At 41.7% G+C, this 15,127-nt stretch carries 16 protein-coding genes; 9 read left to right on the forward strand and 7 right to left on the reverse strand.

Going from position 1 to position 15,127, the window contains the following annotated elements:
- Positions 1-150 precede the first annotated feature (150 nt).
- Complete coding sequence (locus PSH50_RS17310; RefSeq protein WP_273609884.1) at positions 151-1,032, forward strand: LysR family transcriptional regulator; 882 nt, start codon at positions 151-153, stop codon at positions 1,030-1,032.
- 125 nt (positions 1,033-1,157) lie between these two features.
- On the opposite strand, the gene PSH50_RS17315 is transcribed toward PSH50_RS17310, so the two are convergent.
- From PSH50_RS17315 to PSH50_RS17325, 3 genes are read right to left on the reverse strand one after another with little or no spacing between them, the layout of a single operon-like run.
- Positions 1,158-1,550, reverse strand: a complete 393-nt coding sequence (locus PSH50_RS17315; protein ID WP_273609885.1) for an ACT domain-containing protein — start codon at positions 1,548-1,550, stop codon at positions 1,158-1,160.
- A 17-nt stretch (positions 1,551-1,567) separates the two neighbouring features.
- Positions 1,568-2,110 (reverse strand): hypothetical protein, encoded by a 543-nt coding sequence (locus tag PSH50_RS17320; protein WP_138685448.1) that lies wholly within the window; start codon positions 2,108-2,110, stop codon positions 1,568-1,570.
- Position 2,111: 1 nt separating this feature from the next.
- Positions 2,112-2,567, reverse strand: coding sequence for a YaiI/YqxD family protein (locus PSH50_RS17325; protein WP_004588273.1), 456 nt, complete (start codon positions 2,565-2,567; stop codon positions 2,112-2,114).
- A gap of 120 nt (positions 2,568-2,687) precedes the next feature.
- On the opposite strand from PSH50_RS17325, the gene PSH50_RS17330 reads away from it, so the two are divergent.
- Positions 2,688-3,209 carry a lipocalin family protein gene (locus PSH50_RS17330; RefSeq protein ID WP_004588274.1) on the forward strand — a complete coding sequence of 174 codons (522 nt, stop codon included), beginning with the start codon at positions 2,688-2,690 and terminating at the stop codon, positions 3,207-3,209.
- Between the two features lie 237 nt (positions 3,210-3,446).
- Here the strand turns inward: PSH50_RS17330 and PSH50_RS17335 are convergent, their stop codons facing one another.
- Genes PSH50_RS17335 through PSH50_RS17345 form a run of 3 tightly spaced genes read right to left on the reverse strand, consistent with a single transcriptional unit; the run spans position 3,447 to position 5,715 of the window.
- Positions 3,447-3,788, reverse strand: coding sequence for a DUF3325 domain-containing protein (locus tag PSH50_RS17335; protein WP_273609886.1), 342 nt, complete (start codon positions 3,786-3,788; stop codon positions 3,447-3,449).
- On the reverse strand, positions 3,785-5,380 hold the full coding sequence (locus PSH50_RS17340) for a PepSY domain-containing protein (protein WP_273609887.1): 1,596 nt from the start codon (positions 5,378-5,380) through the stop codon (positions 3,785-3,787). Before PSH50_RS17340 ends, PSH50_RS17335 begins: the two co-directional genes overlap by 4 nt.
- Complete coding sequence (locus PSH50_RS17345; RefSeq protein WP_138579619.1) at positions 5,377-5,715, reverse strand: hypothetical protein; 339 nt, start codon at positions 5,713-5,715, stop codon at positions 5,377-5,379. The genes PSH50_RS17340 and PSH50_RS17345 overlap by 4 nt, the downstream gene beginning before the upstream one ends.
- Positions 5,716-5,937: 222 nt before the next feature.
- On the opposite strand from PSH50_RS17345, the gene PSH50_RS17350 reads away from it, so the two are divergent.
- From PSH50_RS17350 to PSH50_RS17365, 4 genes are all read left to right on the forward strand, one after another.
- Entirely contained in the window at positions 5,938-6,294 is a 357-nt protein-coding gene (locus PSH50_RS17350) for a VOC family protein (RefSeq protein ID WP_006793291.1), read from the forward strand.
- Positions 6,295-6,444: 150 nt separating this feature from the next.
- Complete coding sequence (locus tag PSH50_RS17355; protein WP_054982047.1) at positions 6,445-7,035, forward strand: uracil-DNA glycosylase family protein; 591 nt, start codon at positions 6,445-6,447, stop codon at positions 7,033-7,035.
- Positions 7,032-7,769, forward strand: a complete 738-nt coding sequence (locus tag PSH50_RS17360; RefSeq protein ID WP_273609888.1) for a phytanoyl-CoA dioxygenase family protein — start codon at positions 7,032-7,034, stop codon at positions 7,767-7,769. Before PSH50_RS17355 ends, PSH50_RS17360 begins: the two co-directional genes overlap by 4 nt.
- A 163-nt stretch (positions 7,770-7,932) precedes the next feature.
- Positions 7,933-10,305 carry a TonB-dependent receptor gene (locus tag PSH50_RS17365; protein ID WP_273609889.1) on the forward strand — a complete coding sequence of 791 codons (2,373 nt, stop codon included), beginning with the start codon at positions 7,933-7,935 and terminating at the stop codon, positions 10,303-10,305.
- On the opposite strand, the gene PSH50_RS17370 is transcribed toward PSH50_RS17365, so the two are convergent.
- Positions 10,289-11,218, reverse strand: coding sequence for a LysR family transcriptional regulator (locus tag PSH50_RS17370; protein ID WP_024033009.1), 930 nt, complete (start codon positions 11,216-11,218; stop codon positions 10,289-10,291). The two genes, PSH50_RS17365 and PSH50_RS17370, sit on opposite strands and share 17 nt — an antisense overlap.
- Before the next feature lie 90 nt (positions 11,219-11,308).
- Here PSH50_RS17370 and PSH50_RS17375 point away from each other — a divergent pair, with 90 nt between their 5' ends.
- The 3 genes from PSH50_RS17375 (at position 11,309) to PSH50_RS17385 (ending at position 15,104) form a co-directional block, all read left to right on the forward strand.
- The gene (locus tag PSH50_RS17375) at positions 11,309-12,115 is read left to right on the forward strand and encodes a class II aldolase/adducin family protein (protein WP_273609890.1); all 807 of its coding nucleotides are present in this window, start codon (positions 11,309-11,311) and stop codon (positions 12,113-12,115) included.
- 129 nt (positions 12,116-12,244) lie between these two features.
- On the forward strand, positions 12,245-14,230 hold the full coding sequence (locus PSH50_RS17380) for an AMP-binding protein (RefSeq protein ID WP_273609891.1): 1,986 nt from the start codon (positions 12,245-12,247) through the stop codon (positions 14,228-14,230).
- 1 nt (position 14,231) lies between these two features.
- Positions 14,232-15,104, forward strand: a complete 873-nt coding sequence (locus tag PSH50_RS17385; RefSeq protein ID WP_126009617.1) for a bile acid:sodium symporter family protein — start codon at positions 14,232-14,234, stop codon at positions 15,102-15,104.
- The last annotated feature ends 23 nt before the right edge of the window (positions 15,105-15,127 follow it).

A 15,127-nucleotide genomic window follows, 5' to 3' on the forward strand; every position in this document is an offset into this window, starting at 1 on the left:
CAATTTAGTGTGTAGGGGCATAATAAGGGGGTAGCTCGACAATTAGAAACAACCACTTCATGTAAGTGATACAAAAATAAATGGTAATGTGATACAAAAATAAATGGTAATGTGATACGTTAATAATGCTAAAACAACAAAGGCATTGGCATGAGTAAGTTAGACAGGCTAGATATAAAGCAGCTGCGTATTTTCCAGGCGCTCATTCGCGAAAAAAACGCATCAAAAGCGGCGAGTAAATTAGGCTTAACCCAACAAGCTGTGAGTGAGCAACTCAAAAAGCTGCGTGATGTATTTAACGACCAGCTGTTTTTAAGAAAAACCACCGGCTTTGTGCCAACGCCTTATGCAGAAGAGTTATCGGTAGATATAGACAAGCTGCTAAACGATTTTCAGGCATTATTAGCGCCTAAGATATTTGACCCAGAAACAGTTGATGGTGCGTTTGTAATAGCCGCTACCGACTACGCACAGCAAGTTGTTTTGCCAGCGCTTGTAAAAGAGTTAAGAGAGCAAGCGCCTAATTTAAAATTAATAATAAGAGACTTTGAACTCGACAGCCTGCACGATTTAATGGAAAACGGTAAAGTTGATTTAGCCATTGCCTTCCCCGACTACATCCCAAGTACTTACCCCATTATTAAGTTATTTGAAGAGCAACATATTTGCGTTACTTCAGCTAACTCATCAATAGCAGGTACAAAACCAACCCTTGCACAAATAGCCAGTTACCCAAGCATTATAGCCTCGCCTTCGCGCCCAAATTTTAAAGGCTCTATTGACGATTGGTTTAAAAGCTTTGATTTAACGCGCAATGTTGTTGTATCGGCACCGTGTTTTTCAATTGTACCTATGTACCTAGAAACCACCGACTCCATCGCGTTTTTACCCTCACGCGCGGTAAGCTCCGAACTGGTAAAGATAGAGCTACAGCAGCTGCCAGCTCCGTTTGATGTAATAGCGGCGTGGCATCCACGCTACAATAAAAACCCACTGCATAAATGGGTAGTGTCAAAGTTAGTGGTTGAGTAATTTGGATATATTAATTCTGATCAAACGCTTAAGACAAGCTCATCCTAAAACGTAGGTCGGTTAAGCGAAGCGCCACCCGATGCGCTAATATCCACATCACCTAACATGTTGCTGTGCCCGCAAACTCAAGAAATCTCACCAAGTGCTTTCATCGCGGCCTGCGCTTTATCGGTTTGTACAAAAATATGATCGTGATAAAACGCAGCTACTACGTTAGCGCTTATATTATGCTCGGTTAATTTGGCCGATACCGCAGCGGTTAACCCAACAGCCTCAAGGCTTGAATGCACATTAAGGGTGATTAAATTATATTTAGCTTCATAAGTAATACCGGCTTTATTGGCGGTATCTGCATTTAAAATAAGGGTTAGGCCTTCTTCTTCAACGTAACTGGCAAGCGGGTTTAAATGAACGTAGTCGGCAAGGCTGCCTGCTAAAGAGCAAAATATATATTCACCTTGTTTAAGCTCGGGGTTCATTGATTTTAATAACGTATTTAGCTCTAAAATTCCCGCCATGTTGAGTCCTTACATTTTTAATTAGATGTTTTAAGCTTGGCAACTAGCTCGCTTAATCGGGCTATTTTAATATTACTTAACTGCCGGTAATCAAAGTACGGGCACACGATAATGTTATTCGTTGTATCAATTGCAAACTCATCGTCTAACCAATTAAATTGCGCATTAAGCTTACCTTGCTGTAATAAGTTTTTAGCATGGGTTCGCCCAGCAATAATATGCAGTTGATTTTTATTTGCGCCGTTAATAATGGGCGCACTAAATAACAGCGCTGTTTTACTGTTTTTTTGCAGTAAAAATGTATCGCGATACGCTTGCCAGCTAGCGGCTTGTTTAGCAAAGCTGTAATGCTCACTCGGTAGCGCAAACAACACTTTAGCGTATACGTTAAACACTTTACGCCAGCCATTCCCGCAGTGCTGGTTTATTGTATTTATTTGCTCGTTTATTACAGGCTCAACACTGTGTAGGGTTGCAAAGTAGGGCATAGGCGGCGCTTTTGCCACATAAACGGCTACGCTAAAGGCTTGCTCACCTAAGCCAATTAGTTGCTCACTCACACTAGCTCGCCTTTTTCTGCGCTAAAATACGGTCGAGGTTATTAGCAAAATTTTGGCGGTCGGTTTGGCTAAGCGGTGGTGGCCCGCCACTCATTTCTACGCCGCTTGAGCGCATGGTATCCATAAAGTCGCGCACGTTTAATAACGAGCGAATATTCTCTGGCGTGTAAAGCTCACCGCGTGGGTTAAGTGCTTGGCCACCGTTATCTATAACTTCACTGGCAAGGGGTATGTCGCCAGTAATAACTAAATCGCCTTTTTCTACGCGTTTTACTATTTCGTCATCGGCCACATCAAACCCGCTCGAAACCTGTACGCGGCTTATAAATTTTGAAGGCGGAATGCGCATTGCATGGTTAGCTACTAAAATGGTTGGTGTTTGCGTGCGCTCAGCGGCTCTAAAAAGTATTTCTTTTATTACCACAGGGCATGCGTCGGCATCTACCCATATTTTCATGCTTAAATCTTTTAATTGCTCTAGTATTTAGCTGATCCTATAGCAATTTATTTTAATCGGCTAGCAAACTTTATTGGCTTAGTGCCGTACAAACAACATCACTTTTAAAAAGGAGCTTTCATGAAGGCCATTACGACTATTTTACTCATTACAGGGTTATTTTTACTCACCGCCTGTACAAGTGCACCTGAGGGCATTACCCCGGTTAAAAACTTTGACCTTGAGCAATACAAAGGTAAGTGGTACGAAATTGCCCGCCTTGATCACTCATTCGAAGAGGGCATGGAGCAAGTAACCGCGACTTACACCGTAAATGACGATGGCACAGTAAAAGTGCTCAACAAAGGTTTTATAACTAAAGAGCAAAAGTGGGATGAAGCACAGGGCTTAGCTAAATTTGTAGAAGGGACTGACACAGGCCATTTTAAAGTCTCGTTTTTTGGTCCATTTTATGGTGCTTACGTTATTTTTGAATTAGACCAAGACGACTACCAATATGCGTTTATTACAAGTTATAACCGCGACTTTTTATGGTTTTTATCGCGTACACCTACCGTTAGTGACAAACTTAAACAACATTTTATAGCTAAAGCAAACAAACTAGGCTTTGCTACAGAGCAAATTATTTGGGTTAAACAGTAGGATATTTGGCTATGTAAAGGGGCTTTACAGTTATTGAGCAAATGATTGTTACAGCTGTAATAAAACGATCATCTCACTGTAAGGTAAGTTAAATATGTTCGGGCTATATTAGCTGCACTTGCAACGAGACATGCAAGTGTTGGACATACTGAATATCCCCCTATTGTTGGCAAGCTTTATAGTTTGCCATTTTTTTGCCTAAAATTAATGGCTTTCTTTGGATCAGGTTTTTACTAACTAAAGTGAATTTACTGCCAGTAATAGCCCTGATAAGCCAATCAGTAACATATTTAAAAAGCTAAATGGCTTAATCAACTTTTCTATAAAATTATAAAAAACCGTTATAATTAATACACTTAGACCCATAAAGCCACAAAACAGTAAAGTACCGTATCCCTGCTGCGTAACCACACAGAGCAATAAACTTAGTAAAATACTGATCCAGGCAACTATTAACAGTAAATTACTTTGCAGCTTAGAGGGACGCGTTATAAACACCGTTTTAAAATGCGCTGTTTTTGCCAAAGCAAAACCATTAAAAGCAAACAAACAGAGGCTAAAGCTAAGTAAATCAATCATGCTTTTTGCCTCTTTTTATTATCGGCTAGGTTATTAGCTGTTTTTTTAGATGCGCTAGGAGCAGTACGTAATTTTTCGGTTTGTACTAAAAATAGTATGCTAAACAGTAAAAATACCGCATCGAAAATAAACAAGGCCCATTGTTTATTAAGTAAGTAGCTCACTATATTGCCCTGTGTGGTGAGCGCATTTATTGCCGGTACACTCAAACACGCGAGAGCATTTATGGCTGCCATTACACGCCATTGCAGCCTATCGCGCTTTAAAAGTGCCATAACGGCAACCACTAACCATGCTAAAAAGAACGCTGTAACTTCTTTTTCACCACGCCCTGCTACGGTTGGACTAAGTAATCTATTGGCAATAAAAAAGGCGCAAGTAGCCAGTGGTAAACCCATAATGGTGGCAAGGTTTAAAGCTTCGACTAATTGTAAGCCAAATGAGGCTTTTCCCTTATTACGCTCGCGTATGCGTTTAGCCCACATTATGCAGCCAGAGCCAATCATTACGCAGCCTGCAATACCGCCAAGTACGTATAGCCAGCGCAGTAAAGGCGTAGCAAAGCGCCCTGTATGCATAGAGTTAAGTGATTCATAAAGTGCTTTACTACTGCTAAGTTCGTCATCAGTTTGTGCAACTAACTCGCCCGTAGCACCACTAAACAAAAGCCGCGGAGATTGATCGCGAAGCGCCTTTGCAGGGCTTACCAATACCGTTACTGTTGAAGCGGCCATATTCGGTTTACTAACCTGAACACGCGTAATATCTGCACTAGGCCACTTGGTATAAACTTGATCCAAAATAGTGTTTATAGGGAGCAATTCTGCACTGCCTTGGGCGTTATTAGTCACATTATTGCTAGGTGTTACATCGTTAAAAAAGCCACGCATACCCTTGTCGTACGTCGTTAACGCAGGGTAGGGGAACAACATAAATATAAGCGTAATAATGCCTGTGTAGGTAATCATTAAATGAAACGGCAGGGCAAGTACCGAGCTTAAATTATGCGCATCTAACCAGCTACGAGTCCCTTTATTGCGCCTAAAAGTAAACATATCTTTAAATATGCGCTTATGAATAACCACGCCGGAAATTATTGCCAGCAGCATAAAAAAGCTGGCAAAACACACTACCCAGCGCCCTGTTATGGCATCTAAATAATAAAGCTGATAATGCAACCGGTAAAAAAAGTTACCGCCTTTACTTTCAACAAAAGGAGGCAGCGCTTGCATGGTGTTTGGGTTTAATTGGGTATTTACAAACTGGCTGCGGCGCTGCCCCGGCTCTTTAGGTTTTGCATAGCCATATACCAAATATGGTATTCGCTCTTCAGGCAAGGTAATACGCCAACTAGGAGAATTTGCAGCGTGCTGATTTAAATAATCAAAGCCCTTTATAATTTGCTGCCTTTGCGCGGCCACTCTGTCGGTTTGGGCTTGCACATTGTGTATAGCCGGCTGATTCCACAAGTTTATTTCATCTCTAAAAAAGCTCGCTGTGCCTGCAAAAAATATTACGTAAATAATCCAACAGGTAAGTAAGCCCACCCAGGTATGTAGCCATGTCATCGACCTAAAAAAACTGTCTTTCATAGCCAACCCTTCAGTAATGCCAATACAGCAACAAAAAAACCTGTGCTTAGTAAAATACTGATCCAAACAGTTTTTAACGACTTAACCGAAAACGCATAAATAAACACTGCGGCGTAAATTAAGATACTGATAGACACACACAGTAATACGGCATCTTGCTTAGGAATGGGCAGCAGTACACTTAACACTGAAATACACGCTGAGGTAAACGCATAGCCACCCACTATGGCAATAATAAAACGCAAAAATACTAACACTCTATAGCTTTGGGCCACCTTTAAAAGCGCAGCTAGGTTAGTTTTTGTAAAAGGTGCTATGTGCAGAGGTGCCTGCATAATTAACAAATCCCTTATTCAAATACGAGAATAAAAATAAGGCGTTATTATAAAGCTTACAAATACAAAAGATAGCGATTCTCATTTGTATATTCTAGTTAATTTAACATTCGTGCCTAGCATGTTAGTAAAATACTGATCTCTGCCATTTTAAGGTTATTGCTTAGCTAATTACGAAGGTTTACAGTGGTCAATACTGGCAAGCCAAAGAGTAAATTTAAAATGAGCAACCACGAAAAACTAAATTATGTAGAGTTTCCCGCGTGCGATTTAACAGCCACAAAAAGCTTTTTTACTAACGTGTTTAACTGGCAATTTACCGACTACGGCCCAGAGTATACGGCATTTAGCGGCCAAGGGCTTGATGGTGGCTTTTTTAAAGCACCGCTTAAATCACTTACTCAACATGGGGCCGCACTGCTGGTGTTTTACAGTAACGACATTCACGCTACCTATAAAAAAGTAGCGCAATATGGCGGCAAAATAGTAAAACCTATTTTTGAGTTCCCCGGTGGCTGCCGCTTTCATTTTACCGAGCCGAGTGGTAACGAATTTGCCGTATGGTCAGAAAAACAATAAATATATCAGATAATTAGTTGTTGTTTTTAGATGAGATCACGATTTTACCAACTAATAACTAATTTGAGTAAAATAAACCGATTTTTTACCAACTCATTAGGTCTAAATGGCCGTTTAGAACAAAATTTAAGCATTTAAGGCCAGATTTATATGGATCCGATCAATTTAATTGAGCAAGTTAGTAAATGCGTGATCTGTGAACCTCATTTACCGTTAGGTGCTCGCCCCGTTATACAATTTAATGCCAATGCACGTATTTTAATTGCCGGCCAAGCACCGGGCATAAAAGTACACGAAACTGGCAAGCCCTTTAACGATGCCAGCGGAAACCGCCTACGCGAGTGGCTTGGGCTAAGTGTTGATGAGTTTTATGATCCGCAAAAAATAGCTATTTTACCTATGGGCTTTTGTTACCCTGGTAAAGGTAAGTCGGGCGATTTACCCCCGCGTAAAGAATGTGCACCCGCTTGGAGAGCGCAATTACTGGCCGCTCTGCCAAATTTAGAGCTTACAATCGTGCTTGGTAAATACGCGCAGGCTTATCATTTACCGCATACTAAAAACAGGCCCTTAACCGAGTTAGTAAAATCGTGGCGTGAGTATTGGCCGGAGCATTTGGTGCTACCACACCCAAGCCCACGCAATAATATTTGGCTTAAAAAGAATCCATGGTTTGCACAAGATGTACTGCCAGAACTTGCTGAGCGCGTTGCTGCAATATTAAATGAAGAACCACAATGAACAGCTATAAATCAAACGGTTACATGCTTGTAAAGGGGCTTTACAGCACCGAAGAGCTAAATAAAATTAAGCTCCTAGTTAATGCCTTTCATACAAAGTGGAAAACTAATAACCGTGAGTTTTATCAATCCCGTGCAATTAATAGCTCGGGCATAACAAATAGTGAGTATTTAACGGCGCAGCAAAACGAAGCCTTATTTAGTTTAATAGCTGATAACAAATTAATTAAGCGTGTAAAACAGGCGATTAGTGAGCCACTGTTTTTAAATACTCAGTTATTTTTTAATCCCGTTAATGTTACACAAAAAAATTATTGGCATCGCGATATGCAATACCATTTAAATGTGCAAGAGCAACAAGCTGCGTTAAACGGGCCCGACGTAGTGCACTGCCGGTTAGCCCTTGAAGACGAACCAGGCATAGAGCTTGTGCCCCGCTCGCATAAAAATTGGGATACACCAGAGGAGCTAAATGTACGTTTTGCAAAAAATAATAAGCTGCCAAGCGATAACTTAACTACAGGCAAAGTTATTAAACTTAATGCGGGTGACTTACTGTTGTTTTCAGCCAATATGATTCACCGAGGCTTATACGGCAAAAACCGTTTAGCACTGGATATTATTTTTTGCGAAAATGCACCACAGCTTACTGCCTTTATCAATGCAGCAAACACCCCAAGCTCGGCAGTAGCAAATAAAACCGCTAATCCACAGATATTTTTTAATCCACTTTAAACCCGCTATAACCCCATTTAAAACAACACTTTTTCGCTTAACTATAAATATTACTAATAGTGTTGAATAAATAAACATCACTGTTATTTATTTTAAGACTCGTCAGTATGAAATAGACGCAAAATTATCCAATAAAAATAACCTCTATAATGGAGTTGCAGCTATGACAACTGAACACACACGTTTAAAACCTAGTTTTTTAAAACAAAAAACACTTACTTTATTTACGCTCAGCGCATTAAGCGTGGGTATGGCACAAGCCGGCGAGCAAAAAATAAATAAAAGTGAGCTTGAAACCATTACCGTCACCTCGCAAAAGCGGGTCCAATCGCTACAAGATATTCCTACCTCTATTCAAGCGCTTTCTGGCGACTACCTCGAGCAAAACAGTGTTGACGATTTACTCGCCCTAAGTGAAAACCTACCTAACGTGCATATAACCGAAACCTCAAGCAGCAAACGTATTTTTGTACGCGGCATTGGCTCGGGTACTAACTCAGGCTTTGAGCAATCGGTTGCTATGTATAAAGATGGCGTGTATTTAGGGCGCGGGCATCAGGCTAAATTTCCATTTTTAGATATGCAGCGCCTTGAGCTTATAAAAGGCCCGCAGTCGGTTATGTTTGGTAAAAACGCCACAGCAGGAGCCTTTAGTATGATCTCAAATTCGCCAACCGATGTACTTGAAGGCAACGTATCGGCAGAGTTTGGCTCTGATAACGAAAAGCGCTTTACAGGCGTTATAAATATTCCTATTAACGATGATTTAGCCATACGTATTGCCGCGTTTGACCACTCTGTTGATGGCTTTTTATATAACCAAGCGCGCCAAAGTGATGAGCAATCTAACGACTCATCAGGTGCACGTTTATCAATAGATTGGCAAATAAACGATGATATAAACGCATTGTTTAAGTGGGAACACGGTGAGTTTGAATCGCATGGCTCGCGCTACCAATACATTATTGATACTCCCAACCGAGATTTACAAATAGCAAATGACCCTACTAACCCAGGCAATGTAGGGTATCGTTCACTTTTATTAAGCGACAACTCGGGCCTTGATTACACAAGTTCGGTATCGGGCGATGGTCACCCAGGTGGGCTTAATGAGCAAAGTAAAACCACGCTTGATAATGCCTCACTACAGTTAACCTATAACCATGGTGAATACGAATTTACCTCTGTAACCACGTATAGCGAGTACGATTGGGACTCAACCTTTGACGCGGACTTTTCAGAAATCCCGCTTATAAAACAAGACTACTTAGAAAACTATAACCAGTTTACGCAAGAGTTTAGAGTAAGCTCGCCAACAGGGCGCACGCTTGAATACGTAGCGGGCATTTTTTACATGAGCAGCGAGCTTGAACACCCAAACGATATTTTATTTGGTGCATCGTTACTTATTCCTGATTTAGTGGGTACATCATTGGGCGTAAATGCGCTGTTTGATCAAGACCAACAAAGCTACTCAGCATTTACCGCCCTTACTTGGAATGTAAACGCGCAATGGCGCGCTAATTTTGGCCTGCGTTATCAAAAAGAAGAAAAAGAAGTAAGCAGCGTACAAAGTGTGTATAGCGTATTTGAGCCAAACACACCGCAAGCCGTACAACAATTTGCTAATGCCGCTGCGCCCACTATTGCAGGGCAGCTTTCGGGCGCGGGGGTACATAACCTTAACGCTAAGCGTGATGAATCGCACTTATCACCCAATATTAGTGTGCAATATTTAGGGTTTAACAACACCATGTTATTTGCAAGCGCTGGCATAGGCTACAAAGCCGGTGGTTTTGATGGCTCTGGCTTAAATGGCTCACAAGGTAACACGGTTGATGAAAACTCAGGCTTTGAGTTTGACGACGAAAAAGCCACAAACTTTGAATTTGGCATAAAAGCCGAGCCAATTAAAAATACTCTACAAGTAAACGCTACACTGTTTTACACCCTGTACGATGACCTACAAGTATCTGAATTTAATGGTAATGCATTTGTAGTTAAAAATGCCGCCGAAACCGAAGTAAAAGGGATTGAGCTCGATTCGCGCTGGGCAATAAATCAAAGTTGGCAGCTATCGGCAAACCTTGCGGTGCTTGATTTTGAATACGAACAATACGCCAGTGCATCGCCAACGGTTATGCAAAGCGAGTTACTTGGCCAAGCATTTCAAGATTTAACCGGGCAAACTGGCGCGTTTGCTCCCGATTACTCAGGCAATATAGCGATTGATTACAATACCGAGGTATTTTCTAATTTAACTTTAAGTAGCAATTTAGCGCTTAACTTTAGTGACGATTACTTTTTAGAGCAAGATCTTGACCCAATAGCCAAGCAAAGCGCTTTTGAAAAACTAAATTTACGTATAGAGCTAGGTAGCAGTGAAGGAGATTGGTCGGTGGCGTTATTAGCTAAAAACCTAACCGATAAACACACTTTTTCGCAGGCCAACGATGTGCCAGTAATTAGCTACGCACACCGTTTTTTATCAGAGCGTGGGCGCAGTTATCACGCACAATTTAATTACCGCTTTTAAGTTTGTCAGCGGGGATAAGTTGCTGGGCTAAACCTAGCAGCTTTTCTCGCATCCAACTATTTACTAAATCGTCATCGGCTTGTTCGTGCCAATACATGTGCACGGGCATTAACGGCACATCAAACGGCAAGCTAGTTACATGCACAGGCATTTGCTCTTTTAATACTTGCGCGTACGCGTTTGGCATTGTCATTATCATGTCGCTTTGGCTAATCACTTTAGTCGCCGCAAAATAATGCTCACATTTAAGCACTACATTACGGGCAAGTGCATGCTTTGCCAGCGCCATATCAATAATATCTACCTGCGCACCTTTTAACGACACCAACGCGTGCGATGCCTTTGCGTAATTTTGTACGGTTAAGTCATTTAATATTGGGTGATCGTGCCTACAAATTAGCGAAAAATGCTCATTACAAATAAAGGTGTTTTTTATGTGGTTACTCGTTGGGGTAAGCACATCAATGACTATATCGAGCTCTTGGTTTTCGAGTGATTTTTCCATATCAACATGCGACACCTGTCGGCTGTTAATCGTGATATTGGGGGTGTTTGTGAGTAGGTCGCTCATTAGCGGCGGAAAAAATATCGATTCTAAAATATCTCTAAAGCCAAATTTAATTTCGCGCTTAAAGGCGGCTATATCAAAAAGCCGTTCGTTATTTAAGGTTGACTCTAATACCTGCACCGACTCAATAACTTGCGCTATTATTTTTTGGCAAAAAGGTGAGGGCACCATACGCCGACCGTGGCGAATAAATAATGGGTCGTCAAACTTTTCTCTAAGGCGAGAAAGCGCATGGCTAACAGCAGGTTGCGTTAAATGCAGTTTATCCGCTGCAGTGGTAATACTGCCCTCTTGATATACCGTTTTAAGTATTACAAACAGGTTTAAATCTATCTTTCCATGCATAGTATTTATGTTTAACCATTAATTAACATCACTTCTATTTATCTTAAGCGAGACTAAACTAAAGTCAACAGAGTTTAATTTAGGATTATTATGAGCAATACACTAGAGCAGCAAGCCGCAAAAATGACCATAGGCAGCGACAAATTTAAACTTATTATGCCGCCTAAATTTAACACCCTAAACGAGCAACGCAGCTACGAAAAACAACGCCTAGCCGCAGGCTTTAGAGTATTTGCTATGTATGGCTTTGACGAAGGACTTGCGGGGCACATAACACTTCGCGACTGCATAGAGCCCGATACCTTTTGGGTAAACCCTGTGGGTATGCATTTTTCGCATATTAAAGCGTCAGATCTTATTCGGGTTGATCATAAAGGTAATATTATTGAAGGCAGCACACCGATTAATAACGCCGCGTTTGCTATTCATTCACGCATACACATGGCACGACCCGACGTAAACGCAGTAGCCCATGCCCATACACGTTATGGCCGTGCGTTTTCGGCATTAGGAGAGTTACTTAAACCAATTTCGCAAGATGCCTGCGTATTTTACGAAAACCACAGCGTATTTGATGTATTTAGCGGCGTAGTGGCCGACAGCGAAGAGGGCGATATGATAGCTAAGTCACTGGCTGATCACTGCGCTGTTATTTTGCAAAACCATGGTTTACTTACCGTTGGTTCGTCGGTTGATGCCGCAGTTGCCAATTTTGTATTGCTAGATAGCTGCTGCCAAAGCCAATTATTAGCGCAAGCCGCAGGCGAGCCTAAGCTTATTTCTCACGATGTTGCGCTACACACTAAACAAGCCAATGGCTCAGAGCTAGTTACATGGGGGAACTTTCAGCCCATGTATCAGGTTGTTGCCGCAAAAGATAACAGCTTTTTAGATTAAAACACTGGCAATAGCTTAATTTTGATAGACTAAAATTTGCGCGGTAATGGCCCACACACCCAAAGCCGCGTTTAAATACTATGCACTCACACGCAAACACACACATTATAAAGATACGTTGAGGGTTTTATGAATATAACAACAATTAAAAACCACGCCGATGTTGGCAATTTAAACCTTGCTGAAATATCACCAGAGCAACTTCCTCGCTCTACTTATCATGCCATTTTACAATCGGCAAAAGACTTTGGTGATGCAACCGCTATTGAATACATTTTAGATGGCGACTGCATTAGCGAAGCGCAAATTCCGTTTGCAAAAAGGCTTATTCATCGCATTTTAATGACCTTTAAAGGTAAAAGCTTTGCTAATCCGCACCGTAAAATGAGTTACAACGCGCTCGCAAAAAACGTAACAGGGCTTGGCAATGCATTGCACTCGTTAGGTATAACAAAAACCGAGGTTACCTCGCTGGTATTACCTAACTTCCCTGAAACCTATGTATCGCTTTGGGCAGCAGAGGCCGCAGGCATTGCAAACCCCATAAACCCCTTGCTTGATGAGTCCATAATGAAAGAAATTATGATCTCAGCCAATACCAAAGTAATCATTGCCCTAGGCCCAGTCCCTGGTAGCGATATTTGGCAAAAAGTAATGGCAATTAAAGAGCATATACCCGGCCTAAAAGCGGTTATTAGCTTATTTGGTGACGACATAGCGTGCTCGCAAAATAATAAAGTACCCGTGTATGGGTTTAAAAAATTACTCGCGGCGCAAAGTACGCAAGCAGCTAATTTTACTTTGCCTGAGCAAAGCGATGTGTGCGCGTATTTTCATACGGGTGGTACCACCGGCCTACCAAAACTTGCCAAGCACTTACACTTAAACCAGCTCACCAATGCAGGGCAGGTTAATTTGCTTTCGCCAGTAAACGCAGGCGATACCATGCTAGTAGGTTTGCCCATATTTCATGTAAATGCGGCGGTAGCCACAGGCATAGCCTCGGTTATGAAAGGCTGTAAAATTTTACTCGCAAGCCCTTCTGGCTTTAGAGGTAAAAACATCATTCAAAACTTACTCACCCTAATTAATAATTACGATGTAGCCGTTATGACCGCCGTACCTACGGTTTACGCTGCTATGGTTGAGCAAATTGCCTCGCAAAAAATATCGGTGCCACCGCTTAAAATGAAGTTTGCTATTTGTGGCGCCGCGCCGCTTTCATCAGATTTACAAGCCCTGTTTACTAAACTCACAAACACCCCACTGGTAGAGGGTTATGGCTCAACTGAGGGCAGCTCAGTAAGTACGTTAATGCCTGTAAACCCAATTAATAAAGAGGCTTCTGTAGGGCTGCCAATACCTGGTATTACGCTTAAAATTGCCGATATAAACGAGCAAGGCACGCTTGTTAAAATTTGCGATACACTCGATGTTGGCGAAATAATAATAACTGGTAATAACGTATTTCCCGGTTACGTAGAAGATGCGCATAACCAAGGCGCATGGGTAGTTGATGAAAACGGCCAACAGTATTTTAGAACCGGCGATTTAGGAAAAATCGATGAGAGCGGGTATGTATCCTTATGTGGTAGACAAAAAGAGCTAATAATACGTGGCGGGCACAATATAGACCCCAAAATGATAGAAGATGCCGCAACCAGCCACCCCGATGTAACACTTGCAGCCGCCGTGCCACGCCCCGACAGCTACGCAGGCGAAGTGCCGGTACTTTACGTAACGCTAAGCCCAAATAGCTCGCTTAAACTTGATGCTCTCACCGCATATGTTAGCGCCAACATACCTGAGCGAGCAGCAATACCAAAAGCTATTTATATAATTGATGAAATACCGCTTACTGCCGTAGGTAAAATTTATAAGCCCGAACTGGTTTGCCTAGAAATAAAACAAACCATTACAGAGGCTCTTAGCGAGCAATTAATCAACAAAACCGTGCAAATAAATGTGTTTGCTGATAAAAAGTTAGGCATAAAAGCCACAATTTTAGTTAATGAAGATGAGTTAAACGCGCTGCAACAACAGATAAAAACGCTGCTAACCCCGTACTCATTTAACTACGAAGTGCTGGCATTAAAAACAACAGAGGCCGCCTAATTTGAACGCATCATTTTTAACAGAAATTATACTCCCACTCGCCCTTGCCCTTATTATGTTTGGCATGGGGCTTGGGCTTACAGTTGGCGACTTTACGCGGCTTTTTAAAAAGCCCTTAGCAATTGCTATGGGCTTACTAGGCCAAATTATTGCCATGCCGCTACTGGCTTTAGGTTTGTGTTATTTACTTAATTTACCCACGCCTATAGCAATAGGGTTAATGATTTTAGCCGCGTGCCCAGGTGGTACTATGTCAAACGTAGTGAGCCAGCTGGCAAAGGCTAATTTAGCGCTTTCGGTAAGCTTAACCGCTGCCTCAACTGCTATTAGCATTATTACCACCCCGTTTATTATTGGCTTTGCCATGCACCAATTTGCGCCGCAAGACGATGCTAATTTTTCTATATTAACTACATCTCTTGGGCTATTTGTAATCACCTTAGTGCCTGTAGCCATAGGGATAAGCCTGCGCCATTTTAAAAGCGAATTTGCGATTAAAAGCGAGCCGTTTTTTAGGCGTTTTTCGTTATTTTTTATGCTTGCCATGATAGCCGCGCTAGTAATAAAAGAACGCGCCTTACTCATAAACTCGTTTGATGCTGTATTTTGGGCCTGCCTTGCATTAAATATTGGCTCAATGGTCATTGGCTTGCTCATAGCTAAACTTTCAAACCTTAACCTGACCGATTCACTAACACTTGGGATTGAGGTAGGGATTCAAAACGCATCGCTGGCTATTTTAATTGCTATAAGCTTTTTAAATAAGCCCGAATACGCAGTAACGGGCGGTGTATATGGCCTTGCCATGTTTATTGGGCCGCTATTATTAATTGCTGGGCTTAAGTTTAAAAACAAACGCTTTGTAAACGCTTAAAAAATAATGCGAAGCGCCAAATT

Source organism: Pseudoalteromonas sp. Angola-7 (assembly GCF_028599255.1).
GTDB classification, from domain to species: Bacteria; Pseudomonadota; Gammaproteobacteria; order Enterobacterales; family Alteromonadaceae; genus Pseudoalteromonas; species Pseudoalteromonas atlantica.

Excerpts from the sequence above, each read along its gene's own strand:
- PSH50_RS17375 (WP_273609890.1), top strand. The coding sequence starts at position 11,309 with ATGAGCAATACACTAGAGCAGCAAGCCGCAAAAATGACCATAGGCAGC.
- PSH50_RS17335 (WP_273609886.1), bottom strand. The coding sequence starts at position 3,788 with ATGATTGATTTACTTAGCTTTAGCCTCTGTTTGTTTGCTTTTAATGGT.
- PSH50_RS17340 (WP_273609887.1), bottom strand. The coding sequence starts at position 5,380 with ATGAAAGACAGTTTTTTTAGGTCGATGACATGGCTACATACCTGGGTG.
- PSH50_RS17315 (WP_273609885.1), bottom strand. The coding sequence starts at position 1,550 with ATGGCGGGAATTTTAGAGCTAAATACGTTATTAAAATCAATGAACCCC.
- PSH50_RS17330 (WP_004588274.1), top strand. The coding sequence starts at position 2,688 with ATGAAGGCCATTACGACTATTTTACTCATTACAGGGTTATTTTTACTC.
- PSH50_RS17350 (WP_006793291.1), top strand. The coding sequence starts at position 5,938 with ATGAGCAACCACGAAAAACTAAATTATGTAGAGTTTCCCGCGTGCGAT.
- PSH50_RS17345 (WP_138579619.1), bottom strand. The coding sequence starts at position 5,715 with ATGCAGGCACCTCTGCACATAGCACCTTTTACAAAAACTAACCTAGCT.
- PSH50_RS17310 (WP_273609884.1), top strand. The coding sequence starts at position 151 with ATGAGTAAGTTAGACAGGCTAGATATAAAGCAGCTGCGTATTTTCCAG.
- PSH50_RS17325 (WP_004588273.1), bottom strand. The coding sequence starts at position 2,567 with ATGAAAATATGGGTAGATGCCGACGCATGCCCTGTGGTAATAAAAGAA.
- PSH50_RS17365 (WP_273609889.1), top strand. The coding sequence starts at position 7,933 with ATGACAACTGAACACACACGTTTAAAACCTAGTTTTTTAAAACAAAAA.
- PSH50_RS17370 (WP_024033009.1), bottom strand. The coding sequence starts at position 11,218 with ATGCATGGAAAGATAGATTTAAACCTGTTTGTAATACTTAAAACGGTA.
- PSH50_RS17380 (WP_273609891.1), top strand. The coding sequence starts at position 12,245 with ATGAATATAACAACAATTAAAAACCACGCCGATGTTGGCAATTTAAAC.
- PSH50_RS17360 (WP_273609888.1), top strand. The coding sequence starts at position 7,032 with ATGAACAGCTATAAATCAAACGGTTACATGCTTGTAAAGGGGCTTTAC.
- PSH50_RS17355 (WP_054982047.1), top strand. The coding sequence starts at position 6,445 with ATGGATCCGATCAATTTAATTGAGCAAGTTAGTAAATGCGTGATCTGT.